The organism is Rhodococcus artemisiae, assembly GCF_036327795.1.
In the GTDB taxonomy this organism is placed as follows: Bacteria; Actinomycetota; Actinomycetes; order Mycobacteriales; family Mycobacteriaceae; genus Rhodococcus; species Rhodococcus artemisiae.
On the sequence record NZ_JAUTXY010000001.1, the window covers coordinates 716234 to 732102 of the forward strand.

The 15869-nt window shown below is 61.9% G+C and carries 19 protein-coding genes and 1 pseudogene; 14 read left to right on the forward strand and 6 right to left on the reverse strand.

Annotated features, from left to right (window positions below; genetic code table 11):
• Positions 1–37: 37 nt before the first annotated feature.
• Complete coding sequence (locus tag Q7514_RS03500; protein WP_330131838.1) at positions 38–643, reverse strand: GNAT family N-acetyltransferase; 606 nt, start codon at positions 641–643, stop codon at positions 38–40.
• Between the two features lie 155 nt (positions 644–798).
• Between Q7514_RS03500 and Q7514_RS03505 the strand changes: the two genes are divergently transcribed.
• Together Q7514_RS03505 and fdhD are read left to right on the forward strand one after the other, a co-directional pair.
• Entirely contained in the window at positions 799–3129 is a 2331-nt protein-coding gene (locus Q7514_RS03505) for an FdhF/YdeP family oxidoreductase (protein WP_330131839.1), read from the forward strand.
• Positions 3117–3929: a formate dehydrogenase accessory sulfurtransferase FdhD gene (gene fdhD, locus Q7514_RS03510; protein WP_330131840.1), complete on the forward strand. Its 813-nt coding sequence runs from the start codon at positions 3117–3119 to the stop codon at positions 3927–3929. Before Q7514_RS03505 ends, fdhD begins: the two co-directional genes overlap by 13 nt.
• Positions 3930–3939: 10 nt before the next feature.
• Here fdhD and Q7514_RS03515 read toward each other — a convergent pair whose 3' ends face one another.
• Positions 3940–5124: a lipase family protein gene (locus tag Q7514_RS03515; RefSeq protein WP_330131841.1), complete on the reverse strand. Its 1185-nt coding sequence runs from the start codon at positions 5122–5124 to the stop codon at positions 3940–3942.
• 61 nt (positions 5125–5185) lie between these two features.
• Between Q7514_RS03515 and Q7514_RS03520 the strand changes: the two genes are divergently transcribed.
• On the forward strand, positions 5186–5827 hold the full coding sequence (locus Q7514_RS03520) for a TetR/AcrR family transcriptional regulator (protein WP_330131842.1): 642 nt from the start codon (positions 5186–5188) through the stop codon (positions 5825–5827).
• Between the two features lie 36 nt (positions 5828–5863).
• On the opposite strand, the pseudogene Q7514_RS03525 reads toward Q7514_RS03520, so the two are convergent.
• Positions 5864–6223, reverse strand: a pseudogene (locus Q7514_RS03525) (SDR family NAD(P)-dependent oxidoreductase); the annotation flags it as partial.
• Between the two features lie 356 nt (positions 6224–6579).
• Here Q7514_RS03525 and Q7514_RS03530 point away from each other — a divergent pair.
• The 5 genes from Q7514_RS03530 (at position 6580) to Q7514_RS03550 (ending at position 8688) form a co-directional block, all read left to right on the forward strand.
• Positions 6580–6762: a hypothetical protein gene (locus Q7514_RS03530; RefSeq protein ID WP_330131843.1), complete on the forward strand. Its 183-nt coding sequence runs from the start codon at positions 6580–6582 to the stop codon at positions 6760–6762.
• The gene (locus Q7514_RS03535) at positions 6759–6956 is read left to right on the forward strand and encodes a hypothetical protein (RefSeq protein WP_330131844.1); all 198 of its coding nucleotides are present in this window, start codon (positions 6759–6761) and stop codon (positions 6954–6956) included. Before Q7514_RS03530 ends, Q7514_RS03535 begins: the two co-directional genes overlap by 4 nt.
• Before the next feature lie 111 nt (positions 6957–7067).
• The gene (locus tag Q7514_RS03540; protein WP_330131845.1) at positions 7068–7376 is read left to right on the forward strand and encodes a hypothetical protein; all 309 of its coding nucleotides are present in this window, start codon (positions 7068–7070) and stop codon (positions 7374–7376) included.
• Positions 7376–7543 carry a hypothetical protein gene (locus Q7514_RS03545; protein ID WP_330131846.1) on the forward strand — a complete coding sequence of 56 codons (168 nt, stop codon included), beginning with the start codon at positions 7376–7378 and terminating at the stop codon, positions 7541–7543. Before Q7514_RS03540 ends, Q7514_RS03545 begins: the two co-directional genes overlap by 1 nt.
• A 50-nt stretch (positions 7544–7593) precedes the next feature.
• Positions 7594–8688 (forward strand): AAA family ATPase, encoded by a 1095-nt coding sequence (locus Q7514_RS03550; protein WP_330131847.1) that lies wholly within the window; start codon positions 7594–7596, stop codon positions 8686–8688.
• A 540-nt stretch (positions 8689–9228) separates the two neighbouring features.
• Here Q7514_RS03550 and Q7514_RS03555 read toward each other — a convergent pair.
• Positions 9229–9465 carry a hypothetical protein gene (locus Q7514_RS03555; RefSeq protein ID WP_330131848.1) on the reverse strand — a complete coding sequence of 79 codons (237 nt, stop codon included), beginning with the start codon at positions 9463–9465 and terminating at the stop codon, positions 9229–9231.
• 107 nt (positions 9466–9572) lie between these two features.
• On the opposite strand from Q7514_RS03555, the gene Q7514_RS03560 reads away from it, so the two are divergent.
• The 6 genes from Q7514_RS03560 (at position 9573) to Q7514_RS33155 (ending at position 13078) form a co-directional block, all read left to right on the forward strand.
• The gene (locus Q7514_RS03560; RefSeq protein ID WP_330131849.1) at positions 9573–9710 is read left to right on the forward strand and encodes a hypothetical protein; all 138 of its coding nucleotides are present in this window, start codon (positions 9573–9575) and stop codon (positions 9708–9710) included.
• Positions 9707–9994: a hypothetical protein gene (locus Q7514_RS03565; protein WP_330131850.1), complete on the forward strand. Its 288-nt coding sequence runs from the start codon at positions 9707–9709 to the stop codon at positions 9992–9994. Before Q7514_RS03560 ends, Q7514_RS03565 begins: the two co-directional genes overlap by 4 nt.
• Before the next feature lie 6 nt (positions 9995–10000).
• The gene (locus tag Q7514_RS03570; RefSeq protein ID WP_330131851.1) at positions 10001–10159 is read left to right on the forward strand and encodes a hypothetical protein; all 159 of its coding nucleotides are present in this window, start codon (positions 10001–10003) and stop codon (positions 10157–10159) included.
• A 270-nt stretch (positions 10160–10429) separates the two neighbouring features.
• Entirely contained in the window at positions 10430–10978 is a 549-nt protein-coding gene (locus Q7514_RS03575) for an HK97 family phage prohead protease (RefSeq protein WP_330131852.1), read from the forward strand.
• A 10-nt stretch (positions 10979–10988) separates the two neighbouring features.
• On the forward strand, positions 10989–12419 hold the full coding sequence (locus tag Q7514_RS03580) for a phage major capsid protein (RefSeq protein WP_330131853.1): 1431 nt from the start codon (positions 10989–10991) through the stop codon (positions 12417–12419).
• 227 nt (positions 12420–12646) lie between these two features.
• Positions 12647–13078: an HNH endonuclease gene (locus Q7514_RS33155; RefSeq protein ID WP_408016021.1), complete on the forward strand. Its 432-nt coding sequence runs from the start codon at positions 12647–12649 to the stop codon at positions 13076–13078.
• An 839-nt stretch (positions 13079–13917) separates the two neighbouring features.
• Here the strand turns inward: Q7514_RS33155 and Q7514_RS03585 are convergent.
• Complete coding sequence (locus Q7514_RS03585; RefSeq protein WP_330131854.1) at positions 13918–14352, reverse strand: hypothetical protein; 435 nt, start codon at positions 14350–14352, stop codon at positions 13918–13920.
• A gap of 82 nt (positions 14353–14434) precedes the next feature.
• Positions 14435–15847, reverse strand: a complete 1413-nt coding sequence (locus Q7514_RS03590) for a recombinase family protein (protein WP_330131855.1) — start codon at positions 15845–15847, stop codon at positions 14435–14437.
• Between the last annotated feature and the right edge of the window lie 22 nt (positions 15848–15869).

The window sequence follows — 15869 nt, forward strand, 5'->3', positions numbered from 1 at the left end:
CGGGAGGAGAATTTCCGCCGTCGCTACCGCACCCCTGTCACTGCGGCTCGCGCCACATCGCCGACAGCGTAGGACCTCCGCGAGGGATGCGGATCTCACCGGTGACGGTGAATCCGAACCGCTCGTAGTACGGAACATTCTCTTGCTTGCTGGATTCGAGGTATGCAGGCGCGTGCTCGGCGTCGATCCGATCGAGCCGAGACTTCAACAACGCCGTGCCGCATCCCGCGCCCCGCGCATAGGACGCCGTTCCGATCGTCGACAGGTACCAGTGCGGCTCCTCGGGGTGTGCGGCTTCGAGTGCATCATCCACCGCTTGACCCCGGGCGGCGTGCCGACCGAGGGCCCGCAGTAGCCCCGGCATCATCCGCAGCGTCGCACCCATCGGCGCGCGCCATCGATCCGGCGGAGCCCACATCGCCGCACCACCGACCCGCCCGTCGAGTTCGGCGATCTCCGTTCCGCCGAGCGCGAGCATGTGGTGACGGGCTTCGGCCTCGAAGAATCGTCCCGAGCGACGGCTTCGGCTGCCGTCGTCCGGGAACATCCACGAAAAGACCGGGTCGTCGAAGAAGGCGTCTGCGAAGACGGCGGCGAGAGCAGGGAGGTCGCTGCGTGTGGCGGCCCGCACCGTGACGGTCATGATCGCAGCTTACGACGATCACCATGCGGAGCACCCACCGAGACGGAGGTTGTGTGCGAAATCTGTCGACATTTCGCGCATAACCTCCGTCTCGTACATGCATGCGCTCAATGGCCGGACGTGACCTTCTCGTACCGGCAGGCCAGTATGGAGGAATGATGCGACACGGTCCCGATGCGGACATCGACGAGTCCGACCTCGAGGTTTCGCACCCGAAGGACTACGCCGCGGGTGTTCCCGCGGTACTCGTCTCATTGGAGCGTGCATACGAGCAGATGGGCGCGATCCGCACAGCAAAGACGTTGACCCGACTCAACCAGCGTCACGGCTTCGACTGCCCCGGTTGTGCTTGGCCGGAGACTCCCGGGCACCGCAAGCCTGCGGAGTTCTGTGAGAACGGGGCGAAGGCTGTCGCGGAGGAAGCCACCCTACGGACGGTGACACCCGCGTTCTTCGCGCAGCACTCCGTCGACGAGCTTGCCACCAAGACCGACTACTGGCTCGGACAACAGGGCCGCATCACCCACCCGATGGTGTTGAGGGGCGGCGCGAGCCACTACGAACCGATCGGATGGGACGACGCGTACCGGGTGGTTGCCGAGCACCTGAAAGCGTTACCCTCGCCCGACCAGGCCGTCTTCTACACCTCGGGCCGCACCAGCAACGAGGCAGCATTTCTGTATCAGTTGCTCATTCGCAGCTACGGCACGAACAACATGCCCGACTGCTCCAACATGTGCCACGAGTCATCCGGTACCGCACTGACCGACTCGATCGGGATCGGTAAGGGCTCGGTGTCGGTGCCCGACATCGAAGCCGCCGATCTCATCCTCATCGCCGGCCAGAACCCGGGTACCAACCATCCGCGCATGCTCTCGACCCTCGAGAAGGCCAAGTCGAACGGCGCGCGGATCATCGCGATAAATCCCCTGCCCGAGGCCGGGCTGAAGCGGTTCAAGGACCCTCAGAAGGTGTCCGGGATCGTCGGCCGCGGCGTGGACATGGCCGACGAGTTCCTGCAGATCCGCCTCGGCGGCGACATGGCCCTGTTCCAGGGGCTCGGGAAACTGTTGTTCGAAGCCGAACATGCGGCGCCCGGCACGGTCATCGACCGCCCCTTCGTCGACACTCACTGCGCGGGCTTCGACGACTACGAAACCCATATCCGGAACGTAGACCTCGACATCGTGGTCGAGGCGACCGGCCTGACACTTGCTCAACTACGCGACACTGCCGCCGAACTCATCGCCTCGCAGCGCACCGTCATCTGCTGGGCGATGGGGTTGACTCAGCACACACACGCCGTCGCGACGATCGGCGAAGCCGTCAACCTACTGCTCGCCCGCGGCATGATCGGTAAGCGCGGCGCCGGGGTGTGCCCGGTGCGCGGACACTCCAATGTCCAAGGCGACCGCACGATGGGTATCTGGGAGAAGATGCCCGACGCGTTCCTCGCCGCACTGGACACCGAATTCGGCATCGAGACTCCGCGCCGACACGGGCTCGACACCGTCGACTCCATCCGTGCGATGCGCGACGGGCAGGCATCGGTGTTCATGGCAATGGGAGGCAATTTCGTCTCGGCCACACCCGACACCGCAGCCACCGAGATCGCGTTGCGCAACTGCGCACTGACCGTGCAGGTCTCGACGAAACTCAATCGCAGCCACGTGGTCCACGGGCGCACCGCACTCATCCTCCCCACTCTCGGCCGCACAGACCTCGACATCCAGGAAACCGGAAAACAAGAAGTGTCCGTCGAGGATTCGATGTCAATGGTGCATCTGTCCCGCGGACGACTGAAGCCGGTATCCGAGCACCTGCGCAGCGAAGTGGCCATCGTATGCCAGCTCGCCCGCGCCCTGCTGGGGCCGGATCATCCGGTGCCATGGAGCCGGTTCGAATCGAACTACGACCTCATCCGCGACTCGATCTCACGAGTGGTGCCGGGATTCGAGGACTACAACACCCGCGTGCGACAGCTCGACGGTTTCGCACTCCCCCATCCGCCGCGCGACAGTCGGCAGTTCCACACCGACACCGGGCGGGCGAACTTCTCCGTCAACGAACTGGAATGGGTACCGACCCCGGAGGGCCGGCTGATCCTGCAGACGATGCGCAGCCACGACCAGTACAACACCACGATCTACGGCCTCGATGACCGCTACCGCGGTGTGAAGGGCGGACGCAGGGTCATTCTGGTCAATCCCGACGACATCACCGGCCTGGGATTCCGCGACGGTGATCTCGTCGACATCATCTCCGAGTTCACGGGGCCCGACGGCACACCGGAGGAGCGTCGCGTCCACGGCTTCCGCGTCGTCGCCTACAGCACGCCGAAGGGCAACGCCGCGGCCTACTATCCCGAGACCAACCCGCTTGTGCCGCTCGGCCACGTGGCGAAGAAATCCAACACCCCGGCCTCGAAGGCGATCACCGTGCGACTCGAACCTGCAGCAACGAAGGATTCGGCATGGGCCGTGTGACGACACGTCGTGCCGTCCTGCGGATCACCGCGGATCGCACGACCCGGCGCCCCGACACGCTTGCCGTCGAGGAGCCTCTCGAGCTCCGGCTCGACGGACAGGCGTTGACGGTCACGATGCGCACCCCTGGGAACGATGTGGAGCTCGCTCACGGTTTCCTGCTTGCGGAGGGAATCATCGGCAGTCGCGACGACATTGCGATCGCACGGTACTGCGACGGCGTCGACGACACCGGCGCGAACACGTACAACGTGCTCGACATCCAGCTCGCCCCCGGTGTCGCGGTGCCCGACGGCGCCGGTGCACGGAATTTCCTCACCACGTCTGCGTGCGGGGTATGTGGCAAGGAATCCCTCGACCAGGTACGCACCCGCACCCGGTTTCCGCTGCGCGGCGATGTCGAGATCTCCGCGCGCACACTGTCGGAGTTGCCCCATCTGATGCATCGACAGCAGAAGGTGTTCCACTCCACCGGCGGCCTGCACGCCGCCGCGCTGTTCACGATCGACGGGTCGCTCGTGCAGCTACGGGAGGACGTGGGCCGGCACAACGCCGTCGACAAGGTGCTCGGATGGGCGCTGTCGGAAGGCAGGGTGCCGCTCTCCGACAGCGTCCTCGTCGTCAGTGGTCGCGCGTCGTTCGAGCTCGTGCAGAAGGCCGTGATGGCCGGTGTACCCGCGCTCGGGGCGGTGTCGGCGCCGTCGTCGCTCGCCGTCGACCTGGCCGAGGAGTCGGGCCTGACGTTGATCGGTTTCCTGCGCGACGACTCGATGAACGTCTACACCGGGTCGGTGCTCTGACGGAATCCGTTCAGCTGCAAGTAGTTTCGATAGCCTCGCCGGCGAGCACGCCTTCTGTGAACGCACGCACGTCATCGAAGGAGTCCTCGAGGACAGCGCGGTGGTCGGCGCCCTCGTAGACCTGGTAGGTCAGGTCCGAGCCGTTCGCGCAGAGGCCTTCGGTGAGCTGGTCGGTGAGCGGGCGGCCCACCAGCACATCCTCGGTCCCCTGGACCACGAACGTGGGGACGGTCGGCGTGAGCTCGCCCGGCTCCTGGGTCCGGTAGTACGCGGCCAAGCCCTCCAGGTCTGCGTCGGGCGCCAGGACCTGATCGGCAGGGACCGCCGCGGCCGCTGCCCGCACGTCGTCCATGCATCCGGTGCGCGCCGCGGTGAGCAATACACGCGAGGCGTCGGTGAGCATGGCATCGGCGCTCAACTCCGGCCGGGCTGCTTCGGCGCCGATCAACAGCACGGGCAGGAACGGCACTGCCGCCTCGATCCCCGGGCCTCCACTGGCGAAATAGGCGGCGGTGTCGCTGGTGCGGTTGCCCGGAGCCATCGACACGACCCCTGCGAGGTCGAGTTCGGGGGCGCGGTCGGCTGCGACAGCCGCGGCGTACAGCGCGGCGTGTCCGCCCTGGCTGTGCCCCATGGCAACCCAACTGGTGCCGACGGCCGGTTCCAGCTCTCGCGCTGCACGCACGATGTCGACGACGGAGTTGGCTGCACTGTCGCCGTTCATGTACGGGTGTTCCCCCGGAGTGCCGAGGCCTTCGTAGTCGGTCTGGACCACCGCGTAGCCGTCTGCGACCCACCGGTCGAGCATTTCGGTGGTCCGTGCGACGTAGGAGTGCGCGGGGCCGCCCACGGTGTCCGCGGACGGAGCACACGCGTCGCCGACGCCAGTGGTGCCGTGGGCCCAGCTGATCACGGGCCATCCGCTCTCGGGTACCTCGCCCTTCGGGATTGCGACGGTGCCCGAGACCAGCGTCGGACGCCCATCGGAACCTTCGGAAACATAGGTGATCAGTTCGGTGCGCTCAGCGCTGGGAAGCGCCGCCGCTGTGGTCAACGGCCGGTCGGTGATCAGCGAGCCAGGTGCGAGAGCGCCGGACTCCGCGGGCTCGGCAGCCGGGTCCGAGCATGCTCCGACGCCGAGCACCGCGGCGAGTGCGAGCGCCGCGGCGGCGCTCCGAGATGGGATGGTGGTCATGAAGCCTCCGTTAAGAAGAACGTATTATTTTTCAAGGTGTTGTTCTTAGTACAGTGGTCACATGACGATGTCAACGGGCCGTCTCGCCCTCCTGGACGCCGCAGAGCGGCTCATCGCACACCGCGGCATTCACGGAGTCGCCGCACGCGAAGTGGTCAAAGAGGCCGGGCAACGGAACAATTCGGCCATCGCCTACCACTTCGGCTCGTGGCACGGGCTCCTCGACGAGATCTGGAGCCGGCACGCTCCGCCGATGAATACCGAGCGCGCCGCGCTACTGGCTGCGGCAGACCTCGAGGACTCCCCCACCCTGGACCGGCTCGTCCACGCCTACATACACCCGCTCGCGGCGCAGATCGCGCGGAATCATCCGAGTTACTGGGCGCGCTTCAACGAACAATGGTTGTCCACAGCGCCACTCGACGTCCTCTCGACGCCCGCGCCCACCGGCGTTCAGGCCGACTACTATCCTTCGGACGACTCACTCGATGTGCTGTCCCGCCTGTTGATCAGGATCGCGGACCGGCTCGATCTCCCCGAGCCTGATGCTCGACGTCGAGTGAGCTTGATGGTGCGCTTCGTCATCGGCGCCTTCGCTGCGTTCGAGCGCGCTCAGGAGACCGGCGCCGCACCCGATTCCGCGTCGTTCGAGGCGGAGATCCTCCAGCTCGCAAGCAGAATGCTCGACCTGCCCCAGCCGTAGCGGCGCAGGTCGAGCATTCGGATCTACTACGAGTGGTCAGTCGACCTCCGGGGCCCACTGCACCCCGTTGATATGGCTTCCGCCGTCGACGAACAGTGTATTGCCCGTCAGATACCGCGAATCGTCGCTCGCGAGGAACGCTGCGACGGTGCCGATGTCCTCGAGCGGATCTCCGATGCGGCCCATCGGATTCGCCGCCGCCTGCGCAGCCACCATCTGCGGGTTGGTCTCCGCGACCCGCTGGTAGGCCGCGCTCTGCGCACCGGGGCAAATCACGTTGCAGCACACCTGCTTCGACGCCCACTCGCGGGCCGCTGTGCGGGTCATACTGCGCAGGGCCTCTTTCGACGCGTTGTAGGCCACCGAGTACATGTGTGCATTCACGCCGTTGAGAGTCGGTTCTATATGTACCTCGGTCAGCGTACGCCACTCGTCTTAAGGCGTATGACTTCGGCTTCGGAACGGTCACGACGACCCGCCTAGGTTCGACCGGCTGACCACCGCGCAATTTGCGCAGTACTTTCACGCTGCGCACCGTTCCGTTACCGCAGCCGCGCAAATTGCGCACGGGGACGTTGCCGAACGTGGACATCTTGCAGAAATGCGTACGCCACCCGTCTTAGGGCGTCCAACTCCAGCACCAGGCCGGTCACGAACCGTCCGGGCTACTTGTCGGGTCCCGTCGTACTCGAGAATGATACTGGCATGAGTCGGACCCACCCGAGAGATCCGGCAGGAACCAGGGAAACATCATGGCAGACAACAACGATCGCGAACGAGCCGCGCGCCGCGAACGCAACCGCAGGCACTACCACTCCGCCGCCCACGCCGAGCGTGTCCTGAAAGTCCTTGTGACAGCGGCGAATGTGGCCGACGACCGCCACGTCCTGGCCGCTTTGGAACGCGCCGAAGCGTACGTGAAGGACAACCGATGACCAACGACGACACACTGACCCTCGTCCTCGAACGCACCGGCCACTGGACGATCGACATCCCGGACGGCATGAGCAACCGCGCCGCAGCCAGCCGACTCCGCATCATCGCCGACAGCATCGACGCCGCAGCGACCGCACCCGAGCTGTCCGACACCCAACTGGTCATGAGCAGGGAGCAAGGCGACGCCGGATAGCGGAAAGGCTCCGAGCCTTACGCGGGACCCGGAGCCTTCCAACAGATCCAGGGGAGCCGATCCCGGACCTACCCACCACCACAACGACCCCTTAGGAGGAGGTCACCTTCAATGACGACGAAGAAGGCAGGAACCATTATGCCACAAAGCAACCGGCGACAGATGCGCGAAGCTCAACGACGCGCCCGCAAATACCTTGCCAAGCTGCGGTGTTTCCGTTGCGGCAAACGATTCGACGGCACCGCGTGGATCACCCAGTACGGCAACAATGGCAGACCGGATCACGTTTTCTGCGACGGCTGTTCGACACCCGCAGATGTCGCCGAGGCGCTCGCGTTCGATGCGAAATATCGGCCCGTCATCGCCGAGGTCACCGAAACCGAAGGTGTTGTGCCGCTGCTCTATCGGAGAGTGACGTGATGGACGACGACGATTTCCTCGCACTCGCTGCGGAGATGGACGCATTCACGGAACGACATCGGTGGGGACTCGCCGAATCGTGGCGGCTCGCCAAGTCCGGCGACATCGACGCAGCCCGAAAGCAATTCGAGGCAACACGCCGATTCGTCGAATGGCTCCGATCATGAGCCGCCTCATGGGGGAGTGGACGCCGGACGAATGCGAGGGAGGTAAACCAGTGACCGACAACGACATCCCGAAACTGATTGCAGGGCAGTCTGAAGAGTGGGTGCCGCCGTTCCGCGTGCTGGGCATGGATGAGCTGAAGGCGTTCACACCGCCCGAGCCGCTGGTCGGTCACCTCATCTACCAAGGTTGCACCTGCCAGCTCACAGGTCCCGCTGGCGGTGGCAAATCCGCTATCATGCACGGCATTTGCTGCGCTGTTTCGACCAATCAGAGATCGTGGGAAGGCTACCGGATCTACCGATCGGGACCGGTTGTGTATGCCGCTATGGAAGGCATATTCGGTGTGCGTCAACGCTTCATAGCGTGGTGCCACCAAAACCGCGTGGACCCTTCGGAGCTGGATGGTGAGATGTTCACTATGGAAGGGCAATTCATCCTCGCGAATGAGCGGCACGTTGCGGCGCTAATTACTGAAGTGCAGCAACGCGGCGCAATATTGCTTGCACTCGATACGCGCGCACGGATCACCGTGGGACTGGACGAAAACAGTTCGAGAGATCAGACCATAGCCATCGACGCACTGGATCTCATTGTCCGAGAGACTAAAGCGGCTGTTCTTGTCGCGCACCATTCGGGGCGTTCCGGAACGAATCCGCGCGGCTCCAGTGCATGGGATGGCGGCCTCGACAGTGACCTACGATTCCAAAATGAAGACAAGCACAAGGACAAGACATTCACTATCGAATGCTACAAACACAAGTACGGCCCTGATCGGTGCACGCACAGTTTCAAGCTGCAAACGATCACAGTACCGGAATCACTGTTGCCGGGACTCACCGAGCAACAAAGGCAATCCATTGTTGCTGTCACTAATGAAGGTGGCGTGGGCGATCCGCGCGGCAACGATGGACTCACCGACAACCAACGCGAAACACTCGACTCGTACCGAGAATTCGCGGGACAGGAAGGCATCGGCAAGGCGAAGTTGTGCGAGGTGTTGGGCTTTGATCGGGGTAGCGGAGGTCAGACCAGGATCTACCGGGACACGCCAAGGCTCCTGGAGCTGGGGAAACTCACCGCATCGGGCAAGGGAAATCAGACCAAGTACCGGATGGCCGACGAGCCCCATCTCGTTGTCAGATGATCTTGACAACAAGGGGCCTCGTTGTCATGGGGAATGACAACAGAATTCGGACATCTGTTGTCACCCTTGTTGTCACTGAAAACAGTTCCTGACCTGCTTGTTGTCACCTGTTGTCACGCAGAAGTATTCGATGACAACACACCGGTTTCCCCTTGTTGTCACACCTTCCCCTCCGTAGTGAAACGGAGGAGGTGACAACGAGAACCCAAGAATCAAAGACTCAGAGGGCCCTATGATGCTCAAAGCATCTGAACTCAAAGCATCTGAAAGATTCTCAGCGTCGGAGTGCTCCGGCCTGGTGATGCCGCGCGGAGGCTGTGCGGCACGCTCGCCGCCGTTCGGCACCGGTCCGGTAGATCCCGGACATCCAAAACACATACAGCAACAGATCCCAACAGTGAAGGAAACAATGATGACTGGAAATGCAACTCGTAAGTGCCTCCGCTCAGGCACGGTCAATCCCTGGGTGCACTGCGCCTACTGCGGCGGGGTAATCCACCAAGGCCAAGGGATGCAACATGTTTGCGCCAAGTGAGGGGATTAGCGATGTCCAGCGGTGAATTCGACAATGCGCGGGTTTGTACGCGCTGCGGTGCGATTGGTCCACACAGCTGTACTCGGCGACAACGTGCCGACAAAGTAGCTCGCCGTATCGACGCCGAGAAAGCCGATCAGATCCAGCGGGCCGCTGCCGAGCGGAACGCTTACCTCGCTCGCAAACGACGTGACTGCCCGTTGCGCTCCAGAGCCGACGGGAACGGTTTCACGGTCGATCACACGCGAGACGGTTCGAAACGCCCGCAGCGGCCAGTACAGCGCCGGGAATCGGCATATGTGCGGGAAGTCCCGGCGCACCTCCATCACTCGAACAGGAAACCGAGATCATGACCAAGATCGAACGACCGGCCAACCACAGGTGCCGCCGCTGCGGCAGTACCGAGCGACGGCATTTCACCGCGAGTGGTCTGTGCCGCAAATGCGGGCAGGCCGACAACTACTCACAGCAGGAGGCCGAATCATGAGGAAAGACAGCCCGCAGCAGCGCTTGACCCGCATCATCACCGAGAGCGTCGATGCCCTCGACCCACTGGACCGCGCCGACCGGATCTCGCACTGCCAGCAGACAGGCCGCCACGGCGTGGATCTCGTGTTCGCCGAACACGATGTCACCCTGTGGTGGGCCGATCAGAAGCTGGCCGTGGTCGAGAAGTCGGTGTTCACCGACGATGACGCGGAGCCGCACCTAGCCGGATGGATCGATCCGGATGATGTGCCCGACTCGGTGCCGGACGAGTGGAATGGGTGAATGATCATGGCATCATCCAACGAGTACAACAAGCGCTCCCAGATGCGAATCCGTCGCGAAGCCAGAGCGTTCCGGAACCTGCGCCAGCAGGCCCAGGCCGCGCGGGACTATGAACTGCTCCGGGTCCTCGATGACGCATTCGACGACACCGATTCCCGGTTCTGAGAGCCACGCACACAAGATCGAATAGGTTTCCGGTGTGTCGGGGTAGGGGAATGCCCCGAACATGCTGGAACCGCGCAATTTACGCAGTCGACTATTGCCTACCATTTGAGTAGGAAATGGTGTACGATGCGGACCAGGTCGCCGAATCATCAGTGCCGCACCCCGACACACCGGTTCGGATACGCCAAGACGTTCAGCACTCATAACAGGCAGACCACCTGATTCAAAGAGCCGCAGCGACCCAACGACACTCAACGATGGGTAACGCACATGGCAGACAGGCTGATTCGCACCGCAACCGCAGACCTCGAAGTCCGAGGCAAAGACGGGCGCACCCTCGTAGGGATCGCCGTTCCGTACGACACTCCAACGGACATCCGCGATTACAGCGGAACCTACTCGGAACAATTCCGGTTCGGCGCATTCGAGCGGACCATCCGCGAACGCGGAGACCGCATCAAACTTCTGTCGCTGCACGACCGGCTTAAACTGCCGATCGGACGAGCGACCCTGCTCCGCGAAGACACCGCAGGGCTCTACGGGGAATGGCGAGTCTCGAAAACCGAAGCCGGGGACGAAGTCCTCGAACTCGTTCGTGACGGCGCACTCGACAGCTTTTCGATTGGCTTTGTGCCGGTGCGAAATGTGTGGTCCCGCGACCGTTCATCCGTGGTACGCACCGAAGCGAAACTTTTGGAGGTCAGCGTCGTGGCGCTGCCCGCATATGAGACGGCGAGAATCGTTGGTGTACGACACAACCCGCGCATCATAGACGCAGCTACAGCAGAGCGACGTCTCAAATTGCTTGATATGGAATAGGACCAAAACAATGAAGATGCAAAAGCTGGACACTATCAACACCCGGCTCGCCGAGATCCGCACCGAAGCCCGCGCTTTGGTCGATGAAAACGGCGAGATCCGAGACGCCAACGCCGACCGATTCGACGAACTCGCCGCCGAAGCCGACACACTCAAAGCCGACAAGGTGAAAGCCGAACGCACCCTTGCAATGGCGGAAGACCTCGCCGAACGCGGATGTACCGAATCCACCACCGACCGGCGGGCCGTATTCCGCGACGGGCAGTGGCATTACGACGGCCAGCGCAACACCGGAAACACCCTGCGTGACCAGGCGCTCCGCGCAGTCGAACGCAACCACACCGACGGCTACATCCACGACGACGCCGCAGCAGTCGCAGAAGCACTCGTGGAACGCTCCGAATCGGCGCGTGAATGGGCTTCTGTCGCAGGAGATCCGCACTACGCCAGCGCGTTCGCGAAGATGGTCCGCGACACCGAACGCGGCCACATGCTGTGGACACCGCAGGAACAACGCGCATTTCAGTTGGCGCAGGCATACCAGCAGCGCGACATGATGATCGGCACCGGCTCGAAAGGTGGCCTGATGGTGCCGATGCACCTCGATCCGGCGATCATCCTCACCAACAACGGCACACTGTCGCCGCTGCGCCAAGTCTCCAGGGTAGTCACGATCTCAGGTGCCTCAGCGTGGAACGGAATTTCCTCTGCCGGGGCATCATCCGAGTGGATCGCCGAGAGCACCGAAGTCGCCGACGGTAGTCCGACACTCGCGCAGCCGAGCATCCCTGTGCACAAGTACGACTGCTTCGTTCCCTACTCGGTGGAGGTCGAAGGCGATGCAGCGAACTTCCTTCCGGAATTGCAGCGCGCCATCGTCGACTCGGTGAACAGCCTTCACGACACTGCCTACACGATCGGCACCGGATCGGGGCAGCCCACCGGCATCGTGACTGCTCTCGCAGCATCGAGCCCGAGTGTCGTTGTCGCTGGCGGTGGTACGGAGGTGTACGACGCCGACGACCCATACAAGCTGCAGAACGCGCTCGGCGCGCGGTTCCAGGCGAACGCGCAGTTCATGGCGGCACTGCCCACCATCAACACGTTCCGCAAGTTCGAGACAACCGCCGGGGCATGGCGTTTCCCCGAACTGCGGCAGAATCCGTTGCAACTGTTGGGCCGCAACCTGGTTGAGAACTCGGTGATGGATTCGACGTTGAATGCTGCAGCGACGGAAGCGAACTACGGCATCATCTACGGTGACTTCCAGAACTTCGTGATCGTCGACCGAGTCGGAACCACAATCGAATTGGTGCCGCACCTGTTCGGCAGCAACGGCAGGCCGAAGTTGCAGCGCGGCGTGATCCTGTGGGGACGTACCGGCTCGGACTCGGTGAACGACAACGCATTCCGGATGCTGAACGTGGCAACCACGGCGTGACGCAATGAGCTTGCTGCATCGGGCGTTTCAGAAGCGCTGATGGACTCCCACGATCCCGATCTTTCACGGGGTAGGAAATCCAGTGCAGCAAAACGGATCTTTGGCGGCTCGACATTGGACCGAGTGCGGCATCAACAGATCCGAACCGAGGACCCGACTGGTGGGAGTTTTTCGAGATTCGCCCAACCAGTCGGGTTCTCCCATAGTTTGGAAGGGGAATTCGAAAGATGCCCAGCAATATTCACGGCACCCGAGCCTGGCGGGAACTGTCCGAGCGACTCCGGCACGTGCTACCGCCGATCTGTCACATTTGCAGCGGCACAATCGATCTCACGCTCGATTCTAAACACCGGGAGTCGTGGACTCTCGACCATTTGAAACCTGCGTGTGACTACCCAGATTTGGCGCTGGAGCCGTCGAATTTGAAACCGGCGCATCGTCATTGCAACGCGGGTAAAGCTGCTCGCGGGGATTCTGTTTCACAACCGGCACACAACGGTGTGGTCTGCTCGCGGCTGTGGGGATTGAACCCTGACATTCCTGACAGAACAACAAAGTCGTTGCGCTGGTTGCTGTCTGGTTTGCCCTCACAGAGCCCTGATGCGCAGCTCATACGTGATGAGTTGGACAGACGCCATGAACCATACATACTCTCTTGATGTAAGCCACACTGAATACTGACAACACATACACATACCTATGTGCTGCCGTGTGCATGTACTACATACCTACATGTAGATACCTTATGTGTGTGTGAGATGCTCTGTGCCACAGAGTATGTGGTGCTTGTGCACGTACGTACCCTACCCACCTAGCAGTGAGATGCCATGTGCCACAGTGCAAGTGCCATGATGCACTAGTACCTATGCACTAGTACCTATGCCTTCGCATTGGGTTCGATGTATTCGATTATTCGATTCGATCAAACGTTTTGAATAATGTTTTCAAGAAACTTTTTTCATTCATTTTTCATTCATCAAACGAACATCAACATGATGCACAGCAATGGGTCCCATACGGCACCTGGCAATGGGTCCCAATGGGTCCCATACGAACCCAACAATGGAGTCCGATAAAGCCAAACAATGGCTTGCAATAACGCTTAACAATGGTAGAACAACGGCAATCGATAAAGGCCAAACAATGGCATGTAATAGCCGCTCAACAATGGTCGAAAGAATGGCGTAGGCAAGAAGCGTATGAATGGCGTAGGCAACGCCGGTCCGAGGTAGGGGGGGCTGTATCAAGACGGTTGGTACAAACGGAGGCCAAGCGACCCCGTCTCGCCGCTTTCCCGCTAACCTAGTACGATTCCTACCGGTAAACATGCAGGTCAGAGGCCCTGTGTGGCATTGTTGCTGACACTGGCACCGGCACATCCCGATGCACAGTCATTTTCACACCCGGAATCGGTTGGTACAAACGGCATTTACTACAGCGTAATTTACGCAAAGAATGGCCACGGGGTTTCCGTTCGAAGAGGCGATTCTTTATTCGCCTAACTACCGCCAGATATTTCAATCGTCCCCAAAGCTGGGTAGGTCGAAACTTCCAGATTGGTATTATTGCGTACGTCGGAGACTCGCGTCACGTAGGTTCGCGCACCGGAGATGAGCGCTGACGTGCTAATTGAATCCGCAGATACCATTTCGAGGATTCGACGGTGCTCCTCGATGAGTGCCCCTACCCCAGGTTTCGCCACGATCTCATCGCCTCCAGTTATCGGGGACGTGAAGAGCTGCAGTGTCCCACCGCCTTTCTGAACCCCCGCGAGAGCGTTTCTGTATGCCGAGACATTTTGCAAGAGTTCGTGTTGCCACTGCTCGTCGTCCGGGTTGGCGTCCCCTGCGATCAGTTGGGCGATGAGCACCCGATCGGCGTCATAGAGTGCCCTGTCGGTAGGGTTGTCGAGGTCGAGTCCGTCACCGTTCATGGCGATGATGCTAGCCATCCCCACGTCAGGGCGGTGCAATTTCACCTGACAATGCGCGAGGTCAGGTGATTTTCCGAATAAGTCACGCTATCCAGTCGATTTCGAGGGTGTCCTCGATCTTGTAGTTCTTCTTCCCGCGCCCCACCGGCAGAATCTTGATGCTCAGCGCGGAGCGGATCGCGTGCCGTTTCGCTTCCAGGCTGAACCCTTTCCAGAACCGGACACCTGCGGCACCGGTCAGCTTGACCAGCTGAGGGTCGATCACGGCCCGCTGGGCGTCGGCCTGTGCTGCCTCGATCTGCGGCGTCCACTTGTCATGCAGGGCCTGCAAGGAACGCGCTGTCATTGCAGGTGGTAGTTCCTGCGCGACAACGGCTTCTATCTGGGCGTCGAGGGTGGCCTGCAGGTCGTGGACGAGGTCGATCGGATCATGGTCTGACTGCGTATTTTGCGCAGTCTCAAGGCGCGCAATGACTTTCGGGTCCTGCAGGTACTCCAGCATCTTCGCCTCGACCACAGCGTCCACGGCCTCGATCGACCGTAGGGCGTGCCCATCGGGGCACTGGTACACCGGGACACCCTGCCGGTTCTTCATCCTGCCTACGGGCCTCTCACACACCGAGCAGACGGCGATGCCGGACAGCAGATACTTGGGTCGGTTGCCTCTGGTGACCTTCCGTTTCGGATCGTTGAGGATTCGGTGCACCCGGTCCCACGTCCTCGGATCGATCAGCGGCTCCCACGTACCGGGTCCGGTCTCGACGCCCTGAGACGTGCGTACGCCCTTGTAGGTGGGCCGCTGGAGCATCCGCACGATGAGGCTGTGCGTCCATGCCGGGAACTTCCCCGGAGGCGACACAGAGGCTCTGGTGAGGTCCTGGGCGATGCGCCACGGCGTCACACCGTCGGCCACTTTGCGGTACATGTCGGTGACGATCGGGCCGTGGATCGGGTGCGGGGATCTGCCGGTGATGACGCCGTGGTCGTCGGTGTCTGCGCGGTAGCCGTAGGGGATGCGCCCGTGCGGTCGGCCCGCTGCGAGGACGGCGCGGTGTGCCCTGAGCACTCGTTCCTGCGTCTTGTCACTCTCGTAGGCCGCGTTGTTGATGTCGGCGAACAAGGCGTGCCGGTCGCGGCCACGGGTCAGGTCGTAGGTCTGGCCGTCAGCTACTGCGATCAGGACATCGCGGGACTGGCACAAGTCGATGAGGTCCTCGACTTCGCGGCGCTGCCGTGTCAGTCGCGACGGCTCCCACATCACCAGCACGTCACCGGTCCGAAGGATGGCGGACAGCTGCTGGTATCCGGGCCGATCCTTGCGGGCATATTCGCTGGCACTCAGGTCGTTGTCGATCACAACCTGGCGCACCTCCCAGCGATGTTCGTCACATGTTGCGCGGCATTCCCTCTCTTGCTCGCCGACCGACTTTGCCCTACCTCGGGTATCTTTGCTCACTCGGCAGTAGATGACGGCTTGCCTGTTTGTGCTGGTCATGGCGGGTTTCCTTGCTTGCGGG

Bases quoted from the DNA above. Each gene is read 5' to 3' on its own strand.
- Q7514_RS03500 (WP_330131838.1), bottom strand. From the start codon at position 643: ATGACCGTCACGGTGCGGGCCGCCACACGCAGCGACCTCCCTGCTCTC.
- Q7514_RS03505 (WP_330131839.1), top strand. From the start codon at position 799: ATGATGCGACACGGTCCCGATGCGGACATCGACGAGTCCGACCTCGAG.
- fdhD (WP_330131840.1), top strand. From the start codon at position 3,117: ATGGGCCGTGTGACGACACGTCGTGCCGTCCTGCGGATCACCGCGGAT.
- Q7514_RS03515 (WP_330131841.1), bottom strand. From the start codon at position 5,124: ATGACCACCATCCCATCTCGGAGCGCCGCCGCGGCGCTCGCACTCGCC.
- Q7514_RS03520 (WP_330131842.1), top strand. From the start codon at position 5,186: ATGACGATGTCAACGGGCCGTCTCGCCCTCCTGGACGCCGCAGAGCGG.
- Q7514_RS03530 (WP_330131843.1), top strand. From the start codon at position 6,580: ATGGCAGACAACAACGATCGCGAACGAGCCGCGCGCCGCGAACGCAAC.
- Q7514_RS03535 (WP_330131844.1), top strand. From the start codon at position 6,759: ATGACCAACGACGACACACTGACCCTCGTCCTCGAACGCACCGGCCAC.
- Q7514_RS03540 (WP_330131845.1), top strand. From the start codon at position 7,068: ATGACGACGAAGAAGGCAGGAACCATTATGCCACAAAGCAACCGGCGA.
- Q7514_RS03545 (WP_330131846.1), top strand. From the start codon at position 7,376: ATGGACGACGACGATTTCCTCGCACTCGCTGCGGAGATGGACGCATTC.
- Q7514_RS03560 (WP_330131849.1), top strand. From the start codon at position 9,573: ATGACCAAGATCGAACGACCGGCCAACCACAGGTGCCGCCGCTGCGGC.
- Q7514_RS03565 (WP_330131850.1), top strand. From the start codon at position 9,707: ATGAGGAAAGACAGCCCGCAGCAGCGCTTGACCCGCATCATCACCGAG.
- Q7514_RS03570 (WP_330131851.1), top strand. From the start codon at position 10,001: ATGGCATCATCCAACGAGTACAACAAGCGCTCCCAGATGCGAATCCGT.
- Q7514_RS03575 (WP_330131852.1), top strand. From the start codon at position 10,430: ATGGCAGACAGGCTGATTCGCACCGCAACCGCAGACCTCGAAGTCCGA.
- Q7514_RS03580 (WP_330131853.1), top strand. From the start codon at position 10,989: ATGAAGATGCAAAAGCTGGACACTATCAACACCCGGCTCGCCGAGATC.
- Q7514_RS33155 (WP_408016021.1), top strand. From the start codon at position 12,647: ATGCCCAGCAATATTCACGGCACCCGAGCCTGGCGGGAACTGTCCGAG.
- Q7514_RS03585 (WP_330131854.1), bottom strand. From the start codon at position 14,352: ATGAACGGTGACGGACTCGACCTCGACAACCCTACCGACAGGGCACTC.
- Q7514_RS03590 (WP_330131855.1), bottom strand. From the start codon at position 15,847: ATGACCAGCACAAACAGGCAAGCCGTCATCTACTGCCGAGTGAGCAAA.